This is a genomic window from Streptomyces cyanogenus (assembly GCF_017526105.1).
In the GTDB taxonomy this organism is placed as follows: Bacteria; Actinomycetota; Actinomycetes; order Streptomycetales; family Streptomycetaceae; genus Streptomyces; species Streptomyces cyanogenus.
The window spans coordinates 6,496,815-6,519,442 of sequence record NZ_CP071839.1; the positions used below are offsets into that span (position 1 = coordinate 6,496,815).

The 22,628-nt window shown below is 64.3% G+C and carries 7 protein-coding genes; all 7 read left to right on the forward strand.

Going from position 1 to position 22,628, the window contains the following annotated elements:
* Nucleotides 1-62: 62 nt before the first annotated feature.
* Nucleotides 63-1,091, forward strand: a complete 1,029-nt coding sequence (locus S1361_RS29295; protein ID WP_243769338.1) for a TauD/TfdA family dioxygenase — start codon at nt 63-65, stop codon at nt 1,089-1,091.
* Nucleotides 1,092-1,199: 108 nt separating this feature from the next.
* Nucleotides 1,200-3,026: a non-ribosomal peptide synthetase gene (locus S1361_RS29300; protein WP_243769339.1), complete on the forward strand. Its 1,827-nt coding sequence runs from the start codon at nt 1,200-1,202 to the stop codon at nt 3,024-3,026.
* Between the two features lie 47 nt (nt 3,027-3,073).
* Complete coding sequence (locus tag S1361_RS29305) at nt 3,074-3,838, forward strand: thioesterase II family protein (RefSeq protein ID WP_208034897.1); 765 nt, start codon at nt 3,074-3,076, stop codon at nt 3,836-3,838.
* A gap of 516 nt (nt 3,839-4,354) precedes the next feature.
* Entirely contained in the window at nt 4,355-5,101 is a 747-nt protein-coding gene (locus S1361_RS29310; RefSeq protein ID WP_208034898.1) for an aspartyl/asparaginyl beta-hydroxylase domain-containing protein, read from the forward strand.
* Between the two features lie 62 nt (nt 5,102-5,163).
* A complete protein-coding gene (locus S1361_RS29315; RefSeq protein WP_279577629.1) occupies nt 5,164-5,391 on the forward strand; it encodes an MbtH family protein in 228 nt (75 codons plus the stop codon).
* 175 nt (nt 5,392-5,566) lie between these two features.
* Nucleotides 5,567-15,139, forward strand: a complete 9,573-nt coding sequence (locus S1361_RS29320) for a non-ribosomal peptide synthetase (protein WP_208034899.1) — start codon at nt 5,567-5,569, stop codon at nt 15,137-15,139.
* 22 nt (nt 15,140-15,161) lie between these two features.
* Nucleotides 15,162-22,382, forward strand: a complete 7,221-nt coding sequence (locus S1361_RS29325) for a non-ribosomal peptide synthetase (protein ID WP_208034900.1) — start codon at nt 15,162-15,164, stop codon at nt 22,380-22,382.
* Nucleotides 22,383-22,628 lie beyond the last annotated feature (246 nt).

Sequence of the window (22,628 nt, forward strand, 5' to 3'; positions counted from 1 at the left end):
ACGCTCATAGCACGGTCACGCCAGTCGATAGTCGATTTCAATGAGAAATAAAAGGATGTGTAGTGGGGACTTCAGTAGACTTCGGCAGTGCTCCTTGCCTGGCCTGGACATTCGAGGCGGGTAAGCCTGCCAGTGTCACCGCTCCTCAGTTCGACGGAATCGGTGACACCTGCAAGTGGCTCACGTCGACCCATCCGGAGATAATGGCAGGATTGCGCGAGTACGGTGCCGTTTACCTACGCGGGCTACCGGTGAACACTGTTGATTCTGTTGCCATGATCAGGGATGTATTCATTCCTCAGCGCACTCCCTATCGCGAAAAGGCCACCCCTCGCAGCAGTTTCGGTAAGGACATATATTCGTCCACCGACCTTCCGCCGTCCCAGCCGATCCGCATGCACAACGAGAACAGCTACACCCTGACCTTCCCGGGCCTGCTCATGTTCGCCTGCTTGACCGCTCCAGAGGAGGGCGGAGCCACGCCGGTGGCGGACTGCCGGAGGATTTTGCGGAGCCTTCCCTCGGAACTGGTCGAGCGGATGCGGGCGACCGGGTGGATCCTGACCAGGAACTACTCCGAGCACATCTCCCTGGACTGGCGGACAGTTTTCGCTTCGGACAGCAAGGAGCAGGTGGAGGAGTATTGCGGTGAAAACCTAATCTCGTGTAATTGGGACGACGCCGACCACCTTCGGACCGCCCAGCTCCGGCCTGGAATCGTCAGGCACCCCGAGACGGGGGAAGAGGTGTGGTTCAACCACCTTGCATTCTGGAATTCGTGGGCGCTGGACCCGGACATCCGTGAGGCGCTGATCGATGAGTTTGGCCCTGGCGGGCTGCCGTTCGAGACCAGCTTCGGCGATGGCGCCAGGCTCACCCAGGAGGAACTCGAGGTCATTAGCGCCGCCTACGCGGAGGCCACTGTGCGGGAGACCTGGCAGCCGGGCGACATCATGCTCGTCGACAACATCCTGACCGCTCACGGACGGGATTCCTTCCAGGGCGATCGCAAGATCGTCGTGGCGATGGGGGCTCCCGTTGACATCCAGGCTTGCCGACCAACCGTAGCCCCCGCTGCGACCCGGCTGTAACGGCGGAGTTCGCAACCGGCGCGCTTCCTGTCTGCCTGCAGAGCACGACACGGAGCGGGGAGCCTCCGGGAAGGATAAGTCGCTTCGTAGGTTTAGAAAGGGTAACGCGTGTTTGACCAAGGCGGCCACGACACTCAAAGCTCAGAGAATGTGGAGGGCAATCATGCGGTCGGCCTTATGTCGCGTTTTCAGCAGGCAGTGCTGGCGCACCCGGGTCGCCTCGCGGTGAAGAGCGAGAGGGGCAGTGTCACCTTCGCGGAGGTCGACCGGCGTTCAGCTCTCCTGGCAGGCGCTCTGGCGTCCAGCGGCGTGCAGCAGGGGGAACGGGTCGGTGTGTGCCTGCCCCGCGGTGTGGATCTGGTAGTGGCGCTGTTGGCGGTGTGGCGGGTCGGCGCGGCGTACGTGCCTCTCGACCCCACATATCCGCAGGAGCGGCTCGAGTACATGGCTCGTGACTCGGGCATCAAGGTCGTCCTGGATGAGGGGACCGGACATGCCTGGCCGACGGGAATCGAGAGGGTCCTGGCGGAGGACGTGAGCAATGGGGTTGACGACGACCCGCAGGTGGAGCCGCTGTTCTGCTCTGACTCAGCGGCTTACGTGATCTACACGTCCGGATCGACGGGTGTTCCAAAGGGGGTCGAAGCCACCCATGGGGGCGTTGCTTCGCTACTGACCGCCCTGGAAACTGCCGGCATGTACGCTCCGCAGCCCCGGATCGTGGGCTGGAATGCCAGTGTGTCCTTCGACGCGTCAGTCCAGCAGTGGGCTCGCGTATGCCGAGGGGACACTCTGGTCATCATCGACGAGCAGCAGCGCACGGATCCCGCACAACTGCGTGCGGTCATCGACGAACACGAGGTCGACGACCTTGACCTGACGCCGTCCCACTGGGAGATCCTTCGCGACTGTCTGTTGGCACCGGTAGCGAATGGGCGGAAGCTGCGGCTCTTCGTTGGTGGCGAGGCTGTGTCAGAGCGCATGTGGCAGGAACTCGCGTCAGCGGGTGCTGGCGGAAGGATCGAAGCTCTAAACCTGTATGGACCCACCGAATGCACGGTGGATGCCGCTGCCGCATGGATCGAGGGAGAGGGACCGCACATCGGCCCTCCGCTGCAGGGAGTTCGAGCGTATGTGCTCGATGACGCGCTCCAGGTGGTGCCTACCGGCACTCCAGGCGAGTTGTATCTTGCTGGTCCCAGGGTGACGCGAGGGTACGTGAACCGTCCGGGGCTCACCGCTCAACGATTCGTCGCCGATCCGTTCGCGAGGAACGGAGACCGCATGTATCGGACCGGAGACAGGGTCCGCCGGCGTCTGGATGGAGCGTTGGAGTTCCTCGGTCGTCTCGATCGGCAGGTCAAGATTCGCGGATTCCGTGTGGAACTGGGCGAGATAGAGGCGATGGTGCGTTCCGCCCCGGGGGTCGCACAGGCGGTCGTGGTCCTGCACAGCAGTCCTACTGCCGGTGAGCAACTGCTGGCCTACTACGTGCCTGCGGAGACCGGTCCGGCCGATGAAGGACTGCGGCAGTACGTCGGTGACAGGTTGCCGGCGTACATGGTTCCCGCTGCGTTCGTCTCTCTCGAAGCGCTTCCGCTGACCATCAACGGCAAGGTCGATATCGCTGCTCTGTCTGCGCCGGATGCGGCGGGGCCTGGCGAGGAGGAAGCCGCTGAGACCTCGCCGGAGGGCCAGTTTGAGACGCTGATCGCCCAAGTGTGGGCCGAGGTGCTCGGGAAAGACCGCGTCAGTGCAGATGCCGACTTCTTCGCGCTGGGGGGTCACTCGCTGATCGCGCTGCGCGTGGTGGCCCGCCTGAAGAAGCAGCTGGGTCTGATCATGCCTACCAAGGATGTGTACCAGTACCCCCGGTTGCGCGACTTGGCCGCGCACGTCGAGTCTCTGCATGCCAGCGTAGCGGCGGGCAGCTGACCAGCCCCGCTAAATATCGGAACCTGACCCATTCCAAGAGGTTCTTCATGTCTCTGTTTCAGGACACGACAGTCATACGCCTGCGACGGTCGGAGGATGCCGCACGCACGCTCATCTGCTTGGGCTTCTGCGGGGGCGGAGCGGGTGCTTACCACCTGTGGGCAGACACACTCCCTGAGGGCACCGATCTCACGGCGATCTGCTACCCCGGCAGGGAGGGAAGGTTTTTGGAGGACTTCGCCACCGACTGGGCGGCTCTGGCCGAGGACGCTGCCAGCGCGGTGATCTCGGCTGTCGATCGTCCGTACATCCTCTTCGGCCACAGCATGGGTGGCTGGATGGCCTTCGACGTCACTGCCCGCATCGAGGCCGCTGGCCAGCGGGCTCCGGACGCGCTGGTGGTCTCATCGTGTAATGCTCCGAGCCGAGGCCTGACACCGAGGGACATGTTCCCGTCCAGGGATGACACCGACACAGAGCTTCTGGAGTGGATGAAAACGCACGGGCTGATGGCGCCGCACGTCCTCGGCGATCCTGATCTCCAGGAAATGGCCTTGGAGATCATGCGTGCCGACATTCGTGTGCGGGACACGTTCCGCTACACCGCCGACTCCAAGGTGACCACGCCTGTACAGATGCTGTCCGGTATCGATGATGGAGTCATTGAGAGCGATGCTGGGGTGCGATGGAGGGAGCTGACAGTGGGTGACTACCGTCACGATCCGCTGCCAGGTGGGCACTTCTACACGCCCGAGATCTGGAAGCACCTGCCGCAGTACATCGCTGCGATCGGCACTCTCGCGCGGGTGTGATCCTCAGCGGAACACCGAGGTCTCGACCGCCAGGCGTGCAACTCCCCGAACCGGCCGACCCCTTCCCAAGCGACGCCGGCCGAGTGCGCCCATGCGCCACCCAACACCCCGTCTACGCCGTGGCGCGACGCCAGCTCCCCGTTCTGCGCGAAGCCAGTACAGCATGTCATGTCAGCTACAACATGCAGTCCCCGCATTCGCTCAACCTTGACGGGCGCCGCAAATAGCCAACTTCCCAGCATTGCGCCGGCGCAGCATGCAGTGTTCTTTCCTGTGGCTCGGGCACGAAGTCCCGGAAGATAATACCTAATTACGGCCTGACCTGACCTGTACATCTATTCTTCGCGCGCTTGCTGGATAAATCCATTCCACCATTACCTACGGCTGGCGCCCTGCCGATCCACCAACGTATCGAGGTGCGCATGACTGACACGGCATTGGGCCGCCTGGCTCGCCGTATTTTTCTTCTTATCCCCACCTGACCCCACATTCACTGGAAGGAACCGGCGAAGGATCATGACACCTGAGATAGAGAAGATCTTCGAAGAAATCAAAGCTACTCATGGGGAGAACTCGATTGAGCGGGTCGAGGAAATGCTCTACGCCGACAGAAAGAAACGGCACCCACTTCAGGCGGGAGCAAAGTGGATCATGCCAGGCATCTCGCAGAACCCCTGGCACGACCCCTATGCCCACCCCGAGATCGCTCCCATAGTCCGCGCCTTTGAATCGAACCACGTCACAATCAAGCGGGAGTTCGATGCAGCCTGGACCGGCAACGGCACCGCGTTCTCGGCGTACGAGCACTACCTGACCCGCCAAGAGAACTGGCAGGCGCTCTACCTGTTTCGGGATGGGGCACCCGTTCCCGCCTCGCGCGCGTCCGTTCCCACTGCTTTCAGCATTCTCAACGAATATGCCGTGGAGACAGGTAAGATCTGCCCACTTTTGGAGAGTCACTTCTCCACCCTGCTGCCCGGGGCTACCATCAGCCCACACTGCGACCTGTGGAACTTCAGCATCAATTTGCATCTCGCCGTCGATATACCCGAAGAGTGCGGGATTACAGTCGCCGGCGAGACCAGGGAGTGGCAGGAGGGGAACTGCCTTCTCTTCGACTACTCGTTCGAGCATGAAGCCTGGAACAAGGGGGCTCGCCCACGGACCTGCCTCCTGGTGGATCTCTGGCACCCGGAGACGACTATCCCGGAGCGGGCAGCTCTCGTCGAAGTCATATCCGAAATTCGCAGGCTGATGGCGTAACGACCGCAATCCAGTGCACCTGCAGGATGCTTTCCCGGAATTAACCAGCAAGGAGTCGAATAATGTCGAACCCATTTGAGGGCACCAATTCTACCTACTTCGTCTTGGTAAACGCTGAGGGGCAATACTCCCTCTGGCCATCGACGGTGAAAATCCCAGCCGGATGGACCACTGAGTACGGTGCCACCGCGAAGAAGGAGTGCGTCGAATACATTGACGCACACTGGAATGACATGCGCCCTCAAAGCCTGCGCGATGCTATGGCGAGCTTGTTCAATCCTCAGACGTGACCTCCCATTAGCGACGCGGTTGGCGACCCGTGTTCGCGTGGCGATGGGGAGCGAACTGGGTGTTCAGGAACCCTCCCACGCACCGACGGTCCGATCTGGTGCAACGTCTCCAGCCCGCCCCCTCAATCTCCCCGACGCTGCGGCGTATGCGGCTTGAACTTGAAGTGGAGAACTCATGATTCCGTTGTCGTTTGCTCAGCGTCGTTTGTGGTTCCTTGGTCAGTTGGAGGGGCCGAGTGCGACGTATAACGTGCCGTGGCTGTTGCGGTTGTCGGGGAAGTTGGATGTTTCGGCGTTGCGGGCGGCGCTGAACGATCTGGTGGAGCGGCATGAGAGTTTGCGGACGGTGTTTCCGTCCGTGGACGGTGAGCCGTATCAGTGTGTGCTGCCGGCGGCGGAGGCGCTGGTGACGCTTCATCAGCTCGATGTTGAGGCTGGGGAGGTGGAGGAGCGGGCGGTTGAGGCCGCGGCCGGCGTGTTCGATCTGGCCCGCGAGATCCCGATCCGCGCGCATCTGTTCCGCACCACGCCGGATGAGCATGTTCTGCTCCTGCTGTTGCACCACATTGCGAGTGATGGCTGGTCGCTGGGTCCGCTGGGCCGTGATCTGAGCACGGCCTACAACGCGCGGGTGGATGGTGAGGGTCCGGCGTGGGATGCGCTGCCCGTCCAGTACGCCGATTACACGCTGTGGCAGCGTGAGCTCCTCGGCGCGGAGGGCGATCCCGAGAGCGTTGTGTCACGGCAGCTGGAGTACTGGCGTGCTCAGCTCGCGGATCTGCCGGAGGAGCTTCGGCTTCCCACCGACCGGCCGCGTCCGGCGGTGGCCGGGCACGATGGCGGTATCCACCAGTTCCGGCTGTCGGCGGATCTTCATGCGCGGCTGGCGGACCTGGCACGTGAGAACCAGTGCACGATGTTCATGGTGATGCAGGCTGCCCTGGCCACTTTGCTGACCCGTCTTGGCGCGGGCACTGACATCCCCATCGGTTCCGTCATCGCCGGGCGCACCGAAGAAGAACTCGAGGGCCTCATCGGGTTCTTCGTCAATACCCTCGTCCTGCGGACCGACACGACTGGTGACCCGACCTTCCGCGAGCTCCTCGCACGTGTCCGCGTCACCGACCTGGACGCCTACGCACACCAGGACATTCCCTTCGAGCGCCTGGTCGAGGAACTCAACCCCACCCGCACCGCCGCGCATCACCCCCTCTTCCAGGTCATGCTCGCCTTCCAGAACGACGGAAGCGATGACACCAGCCTCACCAACATCAACACCACCTGGCACGACATCAGTACCGGCACGGCCAAGTTCGACCTGGACTTCGGCATGACCGAGACGCATACCGCGGACCGACAGCCGGCCGGCATCACCGCGCACGTCCAGTATCTCTCGGATCTGTTCGACCACTCGACGGTCGTCTCCATCGCGGACCGTCTGATCCGTCTGCTGGAGGCCGTCACCACCGACCCTGACCAGTCCCTCAGTCAGGTGGAGGTTCTCGATCCAGGTGAGCGGGAGCTTTTGCTCCACACCTGGAACGACACCTTCGTCGCCCATAACGACGAGCTGACCGTGCACGAGCTGGTCGAACGGCAGGCCGCGCGTACTCCCGACGCGGTCGCTGTCGTCAGCGGTGGAATCGAGGTCACCTACCAGCAGCTCAACACCCGCGCCAACCAACTCGCCCGCCTGCTCGTCGGACAGGGCATCGGCCCAGAACAGCTTGTAGCTGTGGCAGTTCCTCGCTCGGCCGAGCTGATCATCGCGCTGCTGGCTATTGCCAAGGCCGGCGCGGCCTACCTGCCGCTCGAGGTGGAACAGCCGCCTGATCGCGTGGCGTTCATGCTGGCCGATGCACGTCCCTCGCTCCTGCTCGCCGCGCCCGAGGTGCTCGAATCGTTCGAGGGTGCGCTGCCCGCCACTCTTGCCCGCCTGTCCGTCTCGAAGGAATCGATCGAGGTCTGGGCAGCCTTCGCCTCTGACGACCTGACCGATACCGAACGCGTCGCACCCCTACTTATGGGGAATCCTGCGTACGTCATCTACACATCTGGATCGACGGGAAACCCCAAGGGCGTCGTGGTAAGTCACAGTGCCATGGCTCACTACGTGAGTTGGGCTCGCGATGCCTATCCCGGACTTTCTGGGCGCACCATCCTGCATTCTTCTGTTTCCTTCGACCTGACCGTTACGCCCCTGCACGGTGTGCTCGTCTCAGGTGGCTGCATGGAGATCGGTAGCTTGCAGGAGGGGCTTGCCAGCTACCATTCGCTGACTTTCCTGAAAGCGACGCCGAGCCACCTCAGTCTCCTGTCGGAACTTGAGCCGGATGCCTTCAAGACCGGGGACCTGGTGGTCGGCGGTGAGGCGCTGGTCGGCGAACAGCTCATGGAGTGGCGATCGGCCCATCCCGGCGTCACTGTGATCAACGAGTACGGTCCGACCGAGGCTGCGGTCGGGTGCATCGAATTCAGGGTGCAACCAGACGCGGAGATACCGATGGGGGCGATCTCCATCGGCCACCCGATCGAGAACATGCGCGCTTACATCCTGGATACAAAACTCCTCCCGGTTCCGCCCGGCGTCGTCGGTGAGCTGTATCTCGCCGGGGCGGGCCTCGCTCGTGGCTACCTCAACCGTCCAAGTCTGACTGCTGAGCGTTTCGTCGCTAGTCCTTATGGGCCCAGTGGTTCGCGGATGTACCGCACGGGTGATCTGGTCCGTTGGACAGCGCAGGGGACGCTGCATTTCCTAGGGCGGGTCGATGACCAGGTGAAGATCCGTGGTTTCCGGGTCGAGCTCGGTGAGGTCGAGTCGGTGCTGGCGCGGTGCCCGGGTGTGGGCCGGTGCGTTGTGATCGTGCGTGAGGACGTGCCGGGGGACAAGCGGCTGGCGGCCTATGTGGTGCCGAGTCGTGGAGCCGATCTGGATCTTGCCGCGGTTCGTGAGTTCCTGGCCCGCGAGCTGCCGGAATACATGGTCCCGGCTGGGTTCGTCGTGCTGTCCACTTTGCCGTTGACGTCTAACGGGAAACTCGACCGGCGTGCGTTGCCGGCGCCCGATTTCCAGTCGCAGGGCGTGGGTCGCAGGGCGAGGACGGTGCAGGAGGAGATTCTGTGCGGTCTGTTCGCCGAGGTGTTGGGTGCGGACCTGGTCGGGGTGGACGACAGTTTCTTCGATCTGGGTGGGCATTCGCTGTTGGCGACGCGGTTGGTGAGCCGGGTGCGTGCGGTGCTGGGCAGTGAGTTGGGGATTCGGGACTTGTTCCAGGCGCCCACGGTTGCGCGGTTGTCCCGGTGTCTGCGTGCGGTTGGCGGGTCGCGGCCGGTGCTGCGGCGGGTGGAGCGGGGTGAGCAGGTGGCGTTGTCGTTTGCTCAGCGTCGTTTGTGGTTCCTTGGTCAGTTGGAGGGGCCGAGTGCGACGTATAACGTGCCGTGGCTGTTGCGGTTGTCGGGGAAGTTGGATGTTTCGGCGTTGCGGGCGGCGCTGAACGATCTGGTGGAGCGGCATGAGAGTTTGCGGACGGTGTTTCCGTCCGTGGACGGTGAGCCGTATCAGTGTGTGCTGCCGGCGGCGGAGGCGCTGGTGACGCTTCATCAGCTCGATGTTGAGGCTGGGGAGGTGGAGGAGCGGGCGGTTGAGGCCGCGGCCGGCGTGTTCGATCTGGCCCGCGAGATCCCGATCCGCGCGCATCTGTTCCGCACCACGCCGGATGAGCATGTTCTGCTCCTGCTGTTGCACCACATTGCGAGTGATGGCTGGTCGCTGGGTCCGCTGGGCCGTGATCTGAGCACGGCCTACAACGCGCGGGTGGATGGTGAGGGTCCGGCGTGGGATGCGCTGCCCGTCCAGTACGCCGATTACACGCTGTGGCAGCGTGAGCTCCTCGGCGCGGAGGGCGATCCCGAGAGCGTTGTGTCACGGCAGCTGGAGTACTGGCGTGCTCAGCTCGCGGATCTGCCGGAGGAGCTTCGGCTTCCCACCGACCGGCCGCGTCCGGCGGTGGCCGGGCACGATGGCGGTATCCACCAGTTCCGGCTGTCGGCGGATCTTCATGCGCGGCTGGCGGACCTGGCACGTGAGAACCAGTGCACGATGTTCATGGTGATGCAGGCTGCCCTGGCCACTTTGCTGACCCGTCTTGGCGCGGGCACTGACATCCCCATCGGTTCCGTCATCGCCGGGCGCACCGAAGAAGAACTCGAGGGCCTCATCGGGTTCTTCGTCAATACCCTCGTCCTGCGGACCGACACGACTGGTGACCCGACCTTCCGCGAGCTCCTCGCACGTGTCCGCGTCACCGACCTGGACGCCTACGCACACCAGGACATTCCCTTCGAGCGCCTGGTCGAGGAACTCAACCCCACCCGCACCGCCGCGCATCACCCCCTCTTCCAGGTCATGCTCGCCTTCCAGAACGACGGAAGCGATGACACCAGCCTCACCAACATCAACACCACCTGGCACGACATCAGTACCGGCACGGCCAAGTTCGACCTGGACTTCGGCATGACCGAGACGCATACCGCGGACCGACAGCCGGCCGGCATCACCGCGCACGTCCAGTATCTCTCGGATCTGTTCGACCACTCGACGGTCGTCTCCATCGCGGACCGTCTGATCCGTCTGCTGGAGGCCGTCACCACCGACCCTGACCAGTCCCTCAGTCAGGTGGAGGTTCTCGATCCAGGTGAGCGGGAGCTTTTGCTCCACACCTGGAACGACACCTTCGTCGCCCATAACGACGAGCTGACCGTGCACGAGCTGGTCGAACGGCAGGCCGCGCGTACTCCCGACGCGGTCGCTGTCGTCAGCGGTGGAATCGAGGTCACCTACCAGCAGCTCAACACCCGCGCCAACCAACTCGCGCACTGCCTGATCACGCAAGGGGTGGGGTCGGGCAGTCTCGTCGCGGTCTGCCTGGAGCGCGGACCGGACATGATCGTCGCGCTGCTCGGGATCTTGAAGGCCGGCGCCGCCTACGTGCCGATGGACCCCGATTATCCGCAGCAGCGTCTGGAGTTCATGCTCCAGGACACTCAGGCACCCCTGCTGATCACACAGGCGTCGCTGACCGGGCGTCTGCCGGCTGGTGTACGGCAGCTGCTGATCGATCAGGAGCGGCCCGCTCTGGCGACTCTCGACCAGGCGAACCCCCGGCCGCAGGCGGCACCCGACGCCCTCGCCTACATCATCTACACCTCCGGCTCCACCGGAACGCCCAAGGGCGTCATGATCGAACACCGCTCGATCCGCCGGCTGGTGGAGGACAACTGGTTCGCTCCACTGACGTCACAAGATGTGGTGGCCCAGGCCGCGAACTTCTCCTTCGACGCCTTCACCTTCGAGTGCTGGGCCCCTCTGGTCTGCGGGGCCTCGATCGCGCTGTTGTCGAAGGACACCGTTTTGAGTGCCACGGCGTTGAGGTCGGCGCTGCGGCGTCATCGGGTGTCCGCTCTGTTCCTGACCTCGGCGCTGTTCAACCAGCACGTACGTGAATGCCCGGACGTGTTCGCCAGTGTTGGTCGGGTCTTGTACGGCGGTGAGCTGATCGACCAGGTGGTGGCTTCGGAACTCGTCTGCGGCGAGCACGGGCCGGCTGAGCTGGTGCATGTTTACGGGCCGACGGAAACGACCACTTTCGCCACCGCCTACCCGGTGGACAAGACTCGTGCCGCAATCTCGGGAATGCCGATCGGTCGGCCGATTGCGAACACCGAGGCGTATGTCATGGACCGCTACGGTCGCCTCGCACCGCTCGGTGTCCCTGGCGAGTTGTGGATCGGCGGATCCGGGGTGGCCCGCGGGTACTGGAACCGGCCGGAACTGACCCAGGAGAAGTTCGTCCCCCACCCCTTCAGGGACGACGATCCCGACGCCCGTCTCTACCGGACCGGTGACCTCGCCCGCTGGCTGCCCGACGGCAACCTGGAATTCCTGGGACGCATCGACCAGCAAGTCAAACTCCGCGGACTGCGGATCGAACTCGGACAGGTCGAGTCGGTGCTGGCGCGGTGCCCGGGTGTGGGCCGGTGCGTTGTGATCGTGCGTGAGGACGTGCCGGGGGACAAGCGGCTGGCGGCCTATGTGGTGCCGAGTCGTGGAGCCGATCTGGATCTTGCCGCGGTTCGTGAGTTCCTGGCCCGCGAGCTGCCGGAATACATGGTCCCGGCTGGGTTCGTCGTGCTGTCCACTTTGCCGTTGACGTCTAACGGGAAACTCGACCGGCGCACACTGTCGGCACCCGACGAGCAGCCACCTGAGGTGAAACACAGGGCGAGGACTGCACAGGAGGAGATTCTGTGCGGTCTGTTCGCCGAGGTGTTGGGTGCGGACCGGGTCGGGGTGGACGACAACTTCTTTGCCTTGGGTGGGCATTCGCTGTTGGCGACGCGGTTGGTGAGCCGGGTGCGTGCGGTGCTGGGCAGTGAGTTGGGGATTCGGGACTTGTTCCAGGCGCCCACGGTTGCGCGGTTGTCCCGGTGTCTGCGTGCGGTTGGCGGGTCGCGGCCGGTGCTGCGGCGGGTGGAGCGGGGTGAGCAGGTGGCGTTGTCGTTTGCTCAGCGTCGTTTGTGGTTCCTTGGTCAGTTGGAGGGGCCGAGTGCGACGTATAACGTGCCGTGGCTGTTGCGGTTGTCGGGGAAGTTGGATGTTTCGGCGTTGCGGGCGGCGCTGAACGATCTGGTGGAGCGGCATGAGAGTTTGCGGACGGTGTTTCCGTCCGTGGACGGTGAGCCGTATCAGTGTGTGCTGCCGGCGGCGGAGGCGCTGGTGACGCTTCATCAGCTCGATGTTGAGGCTGGGGAGGTGGAGGAGCGGGCGGTTGAGGCCGCGGCCGGCGTGTTCGATCTGGCCCGCGAGATCCCGATCCGCGCGCATCTGTTCCGCACCACGCCGGATGAGCATGTTCTGCTCCTGCTGTTGCACCACATTGCGAGTGATGGCTGGTCGCTGGGTCCGCTGGGCCGTGATCTGAGCACGGCCTACAACGCGCGGGTGGATGGTGAGGGTCCGGCGTGGGATGCGCTGCCCGTCCAGTACGCCGATTACACGCTGTGGCAGCGTGAGCTCCTCGGCGCGGAGGGCGATCCCGAGAGCGTTGTGTCACGGCAGCTGGAGTACTGGCGTGCTCAGCTCGCGGATCTGCCGGAGGAGCTTCGGCTTCCCACCGACCGGCCGCGTCCGGCGGTGGCCGGGCACGATGGCGGTATCCACCAGTTCCGGCTGTCGGCGGATCTTCATGCGCGGCTGGCGGACCTGGCACGTGAGAACCAGTGCACGATGTTCATGGTGATGCAGGCTGCCCTGGCCACTTTGCTGACCCGTCTTGGCGCGGGCACTGACATCCCCATCGGTTCCGTCATCGCCGGGCGCACCGAAGAAGAACTCGAGGGCCTCATCGGGTTCTTCGTCAATACCCTCGTCCTGCGGACCGACACGACTGGTGACCCGACCTTCCGCGAGCTCCTCGCACGTGTCCGCGTCACCGACCTGGACGCCTACGCACACCAGGACATTCCCTTCGAGCGCCTGGTCGAGGAACTCAACCCCACCCGCACCGCCGCGCATCACCCCCTCTTCCAGGTCATGCTCGCCTTCCAGAACGACGGAAGCGATGACACCAGCCTCACCAACATCAACACCACCTGGCACGACATCAGTACCGGCACGGCCAAGTTCGACCTGGACTTCGGCATGACCGAGACGCATACCGCGGACCGACAGCCGGCCGGCATCACCGCGCACGTCCAGTATCTCTCGGATCTGTTCGACCACTCGACGGTCGTCTCCATCGCGGACCGTCTGATCCGTCTGCTGGAGGCCGTCACCACCGACCCTGACCAGTCCCTCAGTCAGGTGGAGGTTCTCGATCCAGGTGAGCGGGAGCTTTTGCTCCACACCTGGAACGACACCTTCGTCGCCCATAACGACGAGCTGACCGTGCACGAGCTGGTCGAACGGCAGGCCGCGCGTACTCCCGACGCGGTCGCTGTCGTCAGCGGTGGAATCGAGGTCACCTACCAGCAGCTCAACACCCGCGCCAACCAACTCGCGCACTGCCTGATCACGCAAGGGGTGGGGTCGGGCAGTCTCGTCGCGGTCTGCCTGGAGCGCGGACCGGACATGATCGTCGCGCTGCTCGGGATCTTGAAGGCCGGCGCCGCCTACGTGCCGATGGACCCCGATTATCCGCAGCAGCGTCTGGAGTTCATGCTCCAGGACACTCAGGCACCCCTGCTGATCACACAGGCGTCGCTGACCGGGCGTCTGCCGGCTGGTGTACGGCAGCTGCTGATCGATCAGGAGCGGCCCGCTCTGGCGACTCTCGACCAGGCGAACCCCCGGCCGCAGGCGGCACCCGACGCCCTCGCCTACATCATCTACACCTCCGGCTCCACCGGAACGCCCAAGGGCGTCATGATCGAACACCGCTCCCTGAGCAACCGCCTCCAGGAGATGCGACAGCAGTACGCGCTCACGGAAACCGACCGCACCCTCCAGTTCGCCTCGGTCAGCTTTGATGCCGCTGCCGAACAGATTTTCCCCACTCTCATGTCGGGCGGGCGCATCATCCTTCGCGACAACCACAAGTGGACCCCGACCCGCATCATCAGTGAGATCCGGAATAACAGCATCACTGTCGCGGAACTGACCCCCTCTCTCTGGCAGCATCTCCTCCCTCACCTCGACGCCGACCAGCCGCTCGGTACCGATTTCCGCCTCATGATCCTCGGCGGCGAGCAGATACCGCCAAAGCTGCTCGGCCAGTGGTTCAAGCACACCACCACACCGATCCACAACACATACGGGCCGACCGAAACGACCATCACTGCCACCTCGCACCTCATCACCTACGAGATCCCTGCCGCCCCGATCGGTCGGCCGATTGCGAACACCGAGGCGTATGTCATGGACCGCTACGGTCGCCTCGCACCGCTCGGTGTCCCTGGCGAGTTGTGGATCGGCGGATCCGGGGTGGCCCGCGGGTACTGGAACCGGCCGGAACTGACCCAGGAGAAGTTCGTCCCCCACCCCTTCAGGGACGACGATCCCGACGCCCGTCTCTACCGGACCGGTGACCTCGCCCGCTGGCTGCCCGACGGCAACCTGGAATTCCTGGGACGCATCGACCAGCAAGTCAAACTCCGCGGACTGCGGATCGAACTCGGCGAGATCGAAACAGTCCTCACCTCCCACGACCAGATCACCTCCGCGGTGGTCCTCGTCCGCGAGGACACCCCCGGCGACAAGCGTCTGGTGGCCTACCTGGTCCCCGCAGCCGGCAGCACCCTCGACACACCCGCGCTACGCGAGTGGTGCAAGCGTGCCCTGCCCGACTACATGATCCCCGGCTGGTTCCTCACCCTGCCCGCCCTGCCCCTGACACCCAACGGAAAGGTCGATCGCAAAGCCCTCCCCGAACCCACCGGTGACCGCCCCGACCTCGCCGACACCTACACCGCCCCACGCAACGACATCGAAACCACCATCGCCAACATCTGGTCCGAGGTCCTCGGCATCGACCAGATCGGCATCCACGACAACTTCTTCGACCTCGGCGGACACTCACTCCTCGCCACCCGAGTCGTCAACCGAGTTGAGTCCCTCACCGGCCTGGAGATCTCCCTGCGCGAATTCTTCCTGGCTCCCACCGTGGCCTCGTTCACCGAGAAGCTCGTGGAACTTGTGGCCGGTGTTGGTGCGGATGACCCCACCGACGATGGCGCGGCCGAAGAACGTTGATCAGCACAAGAGTGGAGTAAGTATGGACAAGCCAACCGCCGAGTCGCTTCTGCTCGCTCGGATGCACCGAGGCAGCAAGGTCAGCACAATCTCACCCCGGGACGATTTCGGCCCCGCGACATTGTCCTTCGCCCAGCAGCGGCTGTGGTTCCTGGATCAGTTGAACCCGGGGCGCGCAGACTATGCGATGCCGTTCGCATTCCGCGTGCACGGACCGTTGGACGTGCCGGTGCTCAGGGACTCCTTCCGGGATGTCGTCGAACGGCATGAAGTGCTGCGGACTAGGTTCGAGACGGGCGACCAGGGCGTCCCGGTACAAATCGCTTACGACTCTCCAGAGTTCGAGTTCTCCGTGTTCGACCTGGTCATCTCGGAGGACTCTGAACCCCAGGCGGAGAGCGCGCTGAAACTGATCCAGGAAGAGGCCTGTCGGCCTTTCGACCTGTCCTCCGGGAAGCTGCTGCGCGTCAAACTGGTCCGGTTCGCGGCCGACGTCCACCTTCTGCTCGTCTCGCTGCACCACATCGTTGCCGACGGCTGGTCGATCGACATCCTGACCAGGGACCTTCGCGCGTTCTACGCGGCGCGGATCCGTGCTGCCGAGACCGACCTCCCCAAGCTCGGTATCCAGTACGCTGACTTCGCGGCGTGGCAGCGCCAGTGGTTGTCCGGCCCGGTACTCGAGCGCCAGCTGTCCTACTGGCGTGAGCAGTTGGCCGGTTTCGAACCGGCCGAGCCGCCGACGGACCGTCCCCGCCCCGCGGTGCCATCGGGCGCCGGCGACAGTGTTTACTTCACGGTGCCTGACGCCGTGGTGTCGGGCTTGCGTGAACTCACCACCGAAGAAGGCGCCTCGCTCTTCATGACGATGCTGGCTGCCTTCCAGACCGTGCTGCTGCGCTGGACCGGGCAGGACGACATCTCCGTGGGCACTCCGATCGCAGGCCGGAACAGGGCAGAGGTGGAAGACCTCATCGGCTTCTTCGTGAACACCTTGGTCATCCGTTCCGATCTGAGCGGTGATCCGACCTTTAGGGATCTTCTGAGGCAGGTCAAGGGAACGACCCTCGATGCGTACTCCCATCAGGATCTGGCCTTCGACCTCCTCGTCGAGGACCTGGCCCCTCAGCGAGACCTGAGCCGCATGCCACTGGTGAACTGCACGTTTGCCATCTCCGGCTCTGGCGAGGACTGGGCCCTTCCGGGGCTGACCGTGGAGCCATTCCAGCTTCCCACCGAGACTTCGAAATTCGACTTTTCGCTATTCCTGAGCGAGGACAGCAGCGGCGGGTTCCATGGCGACCTCGTCTTCTCCACGGAACTGTTCGACCGGGCGACCATCGAGCGCCTCGCGGATCGCTACGTCAGGATTCTCCAGGCGGTGGCGGCTGACCCTGACCAGTCCCTCAGTCAGGTGGAGGTTCTCGATCCAGGTGAGCGGGAGCTTTTGCTCCACACCTGGAACGACACCTTCGTCGCCCATAACGACGAGCTGACCGTGCACGAGCTGGTCGAACGGCAGGCCGCGCGTACTCCCGACGCGGTCGCTGTCGTCAGCGGTGGAATCGAGGTCACCTACCAGCAGCTCAACACCCGCGCCAACCAACTCGCGCACTGCCTGATCACGCAAGGGGTGGGGTCGGGCAGTCTCGTCGCGGTCTGCCTGGAGCGCGGACCGGACATGATCGTCGCGCTGCTCGGGATCTTGAAGGCCGGCGCCGCCTACGTGCCGATGGACCCCGATTATCCGCAGCAGCGTCTGGAGTTCATGCTCCAGGACACTCAGGCACCCCTGCTGATCACACAGGCGTCGCTGACCGGGCGTCTGCCGGCTGGTGTACGGCAGCTGCTGATCGATCAGGAGCGGCCCGCTCTGGCGACTCTCGACCAGGCGAACCCCCGGCCGCAGGCGGCACCCGACGCCCTCGCCTACATCATCTACACCTCCGGCTCCACCGGAACGCCCAAGGGCGTCATGATCGAACACCGCTCGATCCGCCGGCTGGTGGAGGACAACTGGTTCGCTCCACTGACGTCACAAGATGTGGTGGCCCAGGCCGCGAACTTCTCCTTCGACGCCTTCACCTTCGAGTGCTGGGCCCCTCTGGTCTGCGGGGCCTCGATCGCGCTGTTGTCGAAGGACACCGTTTTGAGTGCCACGGCGTTGAGGTCGGCGCTGCGGCGTCATCGGGTGTCCGCTCTGTTCCTGACCTCGGCGCTGTTCAACCAGCACGTACGTGAATGCCCGGACGTGTTCGCCAGTGTTGGTCGGGTCTTGTACGGCGGTGAGCTGATCGACCAGGTGGTGGCTTCGGAACTCGTCTGCGGCGAGCACGGGCCGGCTGAGCTGGTGCATGTTTACGGGCCGACGGAAACGACCACTTTCGCCACCGCCTACCCGGTGGACAAGACTCGTGCCGCAATCTCGGGAATGCCGATCGGTCGGCCGATTGCGAACACCGAGGCGTATGTCATGGACCGCTACGGTCGCCTCGCACCGCTCGGTGTCCCTGGCGAGTTGTGGATCGGCGGATCCGGGGTGGCCCGCGGGTACTGGAACCGGCCGGAACTGACCCAGGAGAAGTTCGTCCCCCACCCCTTCAGGGACGACGATCCCGACGCCCGTCTCTACCGGACCGGTGACCTCGCCCGCTGGCTGCCCGACGGCAACCTGGAATTCCTGGGACGCATCGACCAGCAAGTCAAACTCCGCGGACTGCGGATCGAACTCGGCGAGATCGAAACAGTCCTCACCTCCCACGACCAGATCACCTCCGCGGTGGTCCTCGTCCGCGAGGACACCCCCGGCGACAAGCGTCTGGTGGCCTACCTGGTCCCCGCAGCCGGCAGCACCCTCGACACACCCGCGCTACGCGAGTGGTGCAAGCGTGCCCTGCCCGACTACATGATCCCCGGCTGGTTCCTCACCCTGCCCGCCCTGCCCCTGACACCCAACGGAAAGGTCGATCGCAAAGCCCTCCCCGAACCCACCGGTGACCGCCCCGACCTCGCCGACACCTACACCGCCCCACGCAACGACATCGAAACCACCATCGCCAACATCTGGTCCGAGGTCCTCGGCATCGACCAGATCGGCATCCACGACAACTTCTTCGACCTCGGCGGACACTCACTCCTCGCCACCCGAGTCGTCAACCGAGTTGCGAAGGTCCTGGACTCGAACGTCTCGGTTCGAGACCTGTTCCAGTCACCCACAGTCGCGTTGATGGCTGCTGGGCTGCCAGCGGTCGAAGGAGCTATCGCGCAACAGCTGGTTCGGCGCTCAGCGGCCACCGAAGCACCCTTGTCGTTCGCGCAGCGCAGACTCTGGTTCCTGGACCAGCTGGAACCAGGGAGCGCGGAGTACGTGATACCGCTGGGCTTGCGGATTGCCGGCAGTCTCGACCTCGCCGCCCTCTCGACGGCGTTCTCCGCTCTCGTGGCGAGGCACGAGGTGCTGCGCACCCGGTTCGTGGTGCGCGGTGACGGCGAACCGGTCCAGGTGGTCGATGCTCCCTGGCCAGTTGAAATCAACCTGCTGGACCTCTCAGGAGTCGCGGACCAGGGCCGGCGCGAGGCTGACGCTCGCATGGCCGTAGACGCCGAGGCGGCCAGGAGTTTCAACCTGGCTTCCGGACCGCTCCTGCGCGCGATGGCTGTCTGCCTGGCCGACGAGGAGTGGCTGCTGCTCGTCACGATGCACCACATCGTGGCCGACGGGTGGTCGATGGGCGTGCTTTCCAGGGAGCTCCAGGCGCTGTACGCGGAGGCATTGTGCGGTGACCTGACATCGCTCGCCGAACTGCCTTTGCAATACGCCGACTTCGCCGCTTGGCAACGTGACTGGCTGTCCGGAACAACGTTGGAACGACAGCTGGCCTACTGGCAGGAAAAATTGACCGGGCTGGAGCCGCTGCAACTCCCGACCGATCGGACCCGCCCCCCGACGCCGTCCAGCGTCGGCGGCGAGGTGTCGTTCGTCGTGCCCGCGGACATCGCTGCGGAGCTCCGTGAGGTCGCTAGGCAGCGCAGTTCCTCGCTGTTCATGGTCGGTCTCGCGGCCTACCAGGTCGTGCTGTCCCGCTGGAGTGGTCAGGACGATATCTCCGTCGGCAGCCCGATCGCCGGAAGGAACCACGCGGAGATCGAGGATCTCATCGGTTTCTTCGTCAACACGCTGGTGCTGCGGTCCGACCTGAGCGGAAACCCGACCTTCGGGGACTTTCTGGAGCAGGTCAGGGAGACGACCCTGGGGGCCTACGCGCATCAGGACCTCCCGTACGAGCAGATCGTCGAGGCACTGGTGCCACAGCGGGATCTCACCCGCGCTCCGCTGGTCCAGACCACTTTCGATCTCCAGAATGCGGATGAGGGGACATGGAGCCTGGGAGACCTCGTGATCTCTCCGCTCGAAGTGACGACACGTACCGCCAAGTTCGATCTCTCCGTCTCCCTCAGCGAACGGGAGAACGGGGAACTCGACGGCAGGGTGGAGTACTCCACAGAACTATTCGACCGCACCACGGTCGAGAGGCTCACCTGCCATCTGGTGACCACGCTTCAGCGGGTGGCTGCCGATCCGACCGTACCGGTTGGCCACATCGACATGCTCTCCGCATCGGAGCGGCACCAGCTGGTTTCCGAGTGGAATGCCACGGCCAAGGAGTTCTCCGACCGGATAGCGATCCAGCAGCTCGTGGAGGCTCAGGCAGCTCACACACCCGAGGCCCTGGCACTCGTGCACGGCGCCACGACAATGAGCTACACCGAGCTGAACTCCCGGGCCAACCAGTTTGCGCGGTACCTGATGGACCGGGGCGTTGGCACCGGCACACTCGTCGGGGTCTGTGTCGAGCGCGGCATCGACCTGATCGTCGCACTGCTCGGTGTCCTCAAGGCCGGCGGCGTCTACGTGCCCCTGGATCCCGGATATCCGGAGCAGCGCCTCAACTTCATGATGCGGGATGCCCAGGCGCCTTTCCTCATCACCCATGCGGCGCTGCGAAACCGTTTCTCCGTGCTCGACATCGAGCAGGTGGTCATCGACGAAGCATGGCCCGACATATCACGCCACAGGTCCGGCAACCTCGAACCACAAGCTGGCCCGGATGACCTCGCTTACATCATCTACACCTCCGGATCCACCGGAACGCCCAAGGGTGTGATGCTTCGACACCGGGGCCTGGTGAATCTGAGCCAGCACACCCCTGCAGAGTTGGGGATGACCGCCGAAAGCCGCGTCCTACAGTTCTCCTCCCCAAGCTTCGACGCTTCCGTCTGGGAGGTCTTCACCACATTCAGTGCTGGAGCCACCCTGGTTCTCGCCTCCACCGACGACCTCCAGCTGGGCGAACCCCTGGAGCTGACCCTGCAATCGCAGGAGGTGAGCATGCTCATAGTGGCGCCGACGTTGCTCTCCACGCTCTCTGCGGACAAGCTCCCCGGCCTCAGGAACCTGGTCGTCGGGGGAGACTCGTGCTCCCTCGAGACCGTCAACGAATGGGCACCAGGCCGGACCTTCATCAACGCCTATGGCCCGAGCGAGGGCACGGTCTGCAGCACCCTCCACCACCAAGGCGAGAACGGTGACCGTACGCCGATCGGTCGGCCGATTGCGAACACCGAGGCGTATGTCATGGACCGCTACGGTCGCCTCGCACCGCTCGGTGTCCCTGGCGAGTTGTGGATCGGCGGATCCGGGGTGGCCCGCGGGTACTGGAACCGGCCGGAACTGACCCAGGAGAAGTTCGTCCCCCACCCCTTCAGGGACGACGATCCCGACGCCCGTCTCTACCGGACCGGTGACCTCGCCCGCTGGCTGCCCGACGGCAACCTGGAATTCCTGGGACGCATCGACCAGCAAGTCAAACTCCGCGGACTGCGGATCGAACTCGGCGAGATCGAAACAGTCCTCACCTCCCACGACCAGATCACCTCCGCGGTGGTCCTCGTCCGCGAGGACACCCCCGGCGACAAGCGTCTGGTGGCCTACCTGGTCCCCGCAGCCGGCAGCACCCTCGACACACCCGCGCTACGCGAGTGGTGCAAGCGTGCCCTGCCCGACTACATGATCCCCGGCTGGTTCCTCACCCTGCCCGCCCTGCCCCTGACACCCAACGGAAAGGTCGATCGCAAAGCCCTCCCCGAACCCACCGGTGACCGCCCCGACCTCGCCGACACCTACACCGCCCCACGCAACGACATCGAAACCACCATCGCCAACATCTGGTCCGAGGTCCTCGGCATCGACCAGATCGGCATCCACGACAACTTCTTCGACCTCGGCGGACACTCACTGCGGGCAGTGACGGTCGCGATGCGTCTGAAGGCCGCCAACATAGACGTCTCCGTCCGCCAGGTTATGCAGCACAGGTCTATCGCGGAGCTCGCCTGCGCGGTCGCCGAGGACGCCCGCCCGTCGGTAAGCCCTCTGACCCTCGAACTGGCACCGCTGGCATCTGCGCAGGGCGCCGAGCACGTCCTGTTCTGCATCCATCCGAGCGGCGGCAGCGCGCATTGGTATGAAGCGCTCGCACAGGAGATGGCGGATTCCTGCCGAACCTACGGCATACAGGCCGCAGGGCTGGATCCGAGCGAGGTGCCGTACCGCGTCATGGAGGAGATGGCGAACCGCTATTGGGAGGAGATGAAGGGAATCCAGCCGCACGGACCCTACTACGTTCTGGGATGGTCCCTGGGGGGCCTGATCGCCCATGAAATCGGTCGACAGCATTCGGAGGAGGTGGCCGCGGTCTACCTGCTGGAACCACCGACCGTTCAGCCGGACGTGCAGCGTCAGATGCTCTCGTACTCCGAGAAGTATCGCGAGGCTGCCGAGATGTGGCTGGAGGGGCGGGCCGCCGAAGGGAGCCAGCGGGACGAAATTGAATCCAGATTCCAGAGCTTTGTGGCGTCGCTGGAGTTCATCACGGAATCTCCTGGGCTGCGGGACTGGCTCCCGTTCCAGGCGCTGGGCGGAATTATGGAGGCGGCCGCGCAGTACGATCCCAGCCTTTCCCGGGCCAAGGCGATCCTCGTTGTGGGAGATGACGCCAAAGCGATATCCGACGGATCGCTGCAGGGAGGCGGTAGCTTCGACCAGTACCTCTCCTACTGGCAGTCCCTTTACAGCGACGGGGTCCGGGTGGTCGAAATATCCGGAAGCCACATGGAGATGATAACCAGCGGTCCTTCGCGCGCGGAGGTCATACGGGAGATCCGCTCGTCGATGCCTTCTCGTTGATGAGGCAACCGCCAGGGCTTCGGTGTAGCGCGTGTCTCTTTGACCGGCTGGTCAGTTGTGGGACCGGATCGAGCAGCCAATGCCAGCGGATCCGGTCCGGCGGCCACGGGCCGACTGTCGGCGGCGGCTGAACGCTGACCCACTTTGGGCGGTTGAATGCTGACCCAGGTGGTGTCTGATGGGGTTGTTCAGTCGTTGTCGGTGGTGTCGTGAGGGATGCGTCCGAGTTCGCGTCCTTTCATGCGG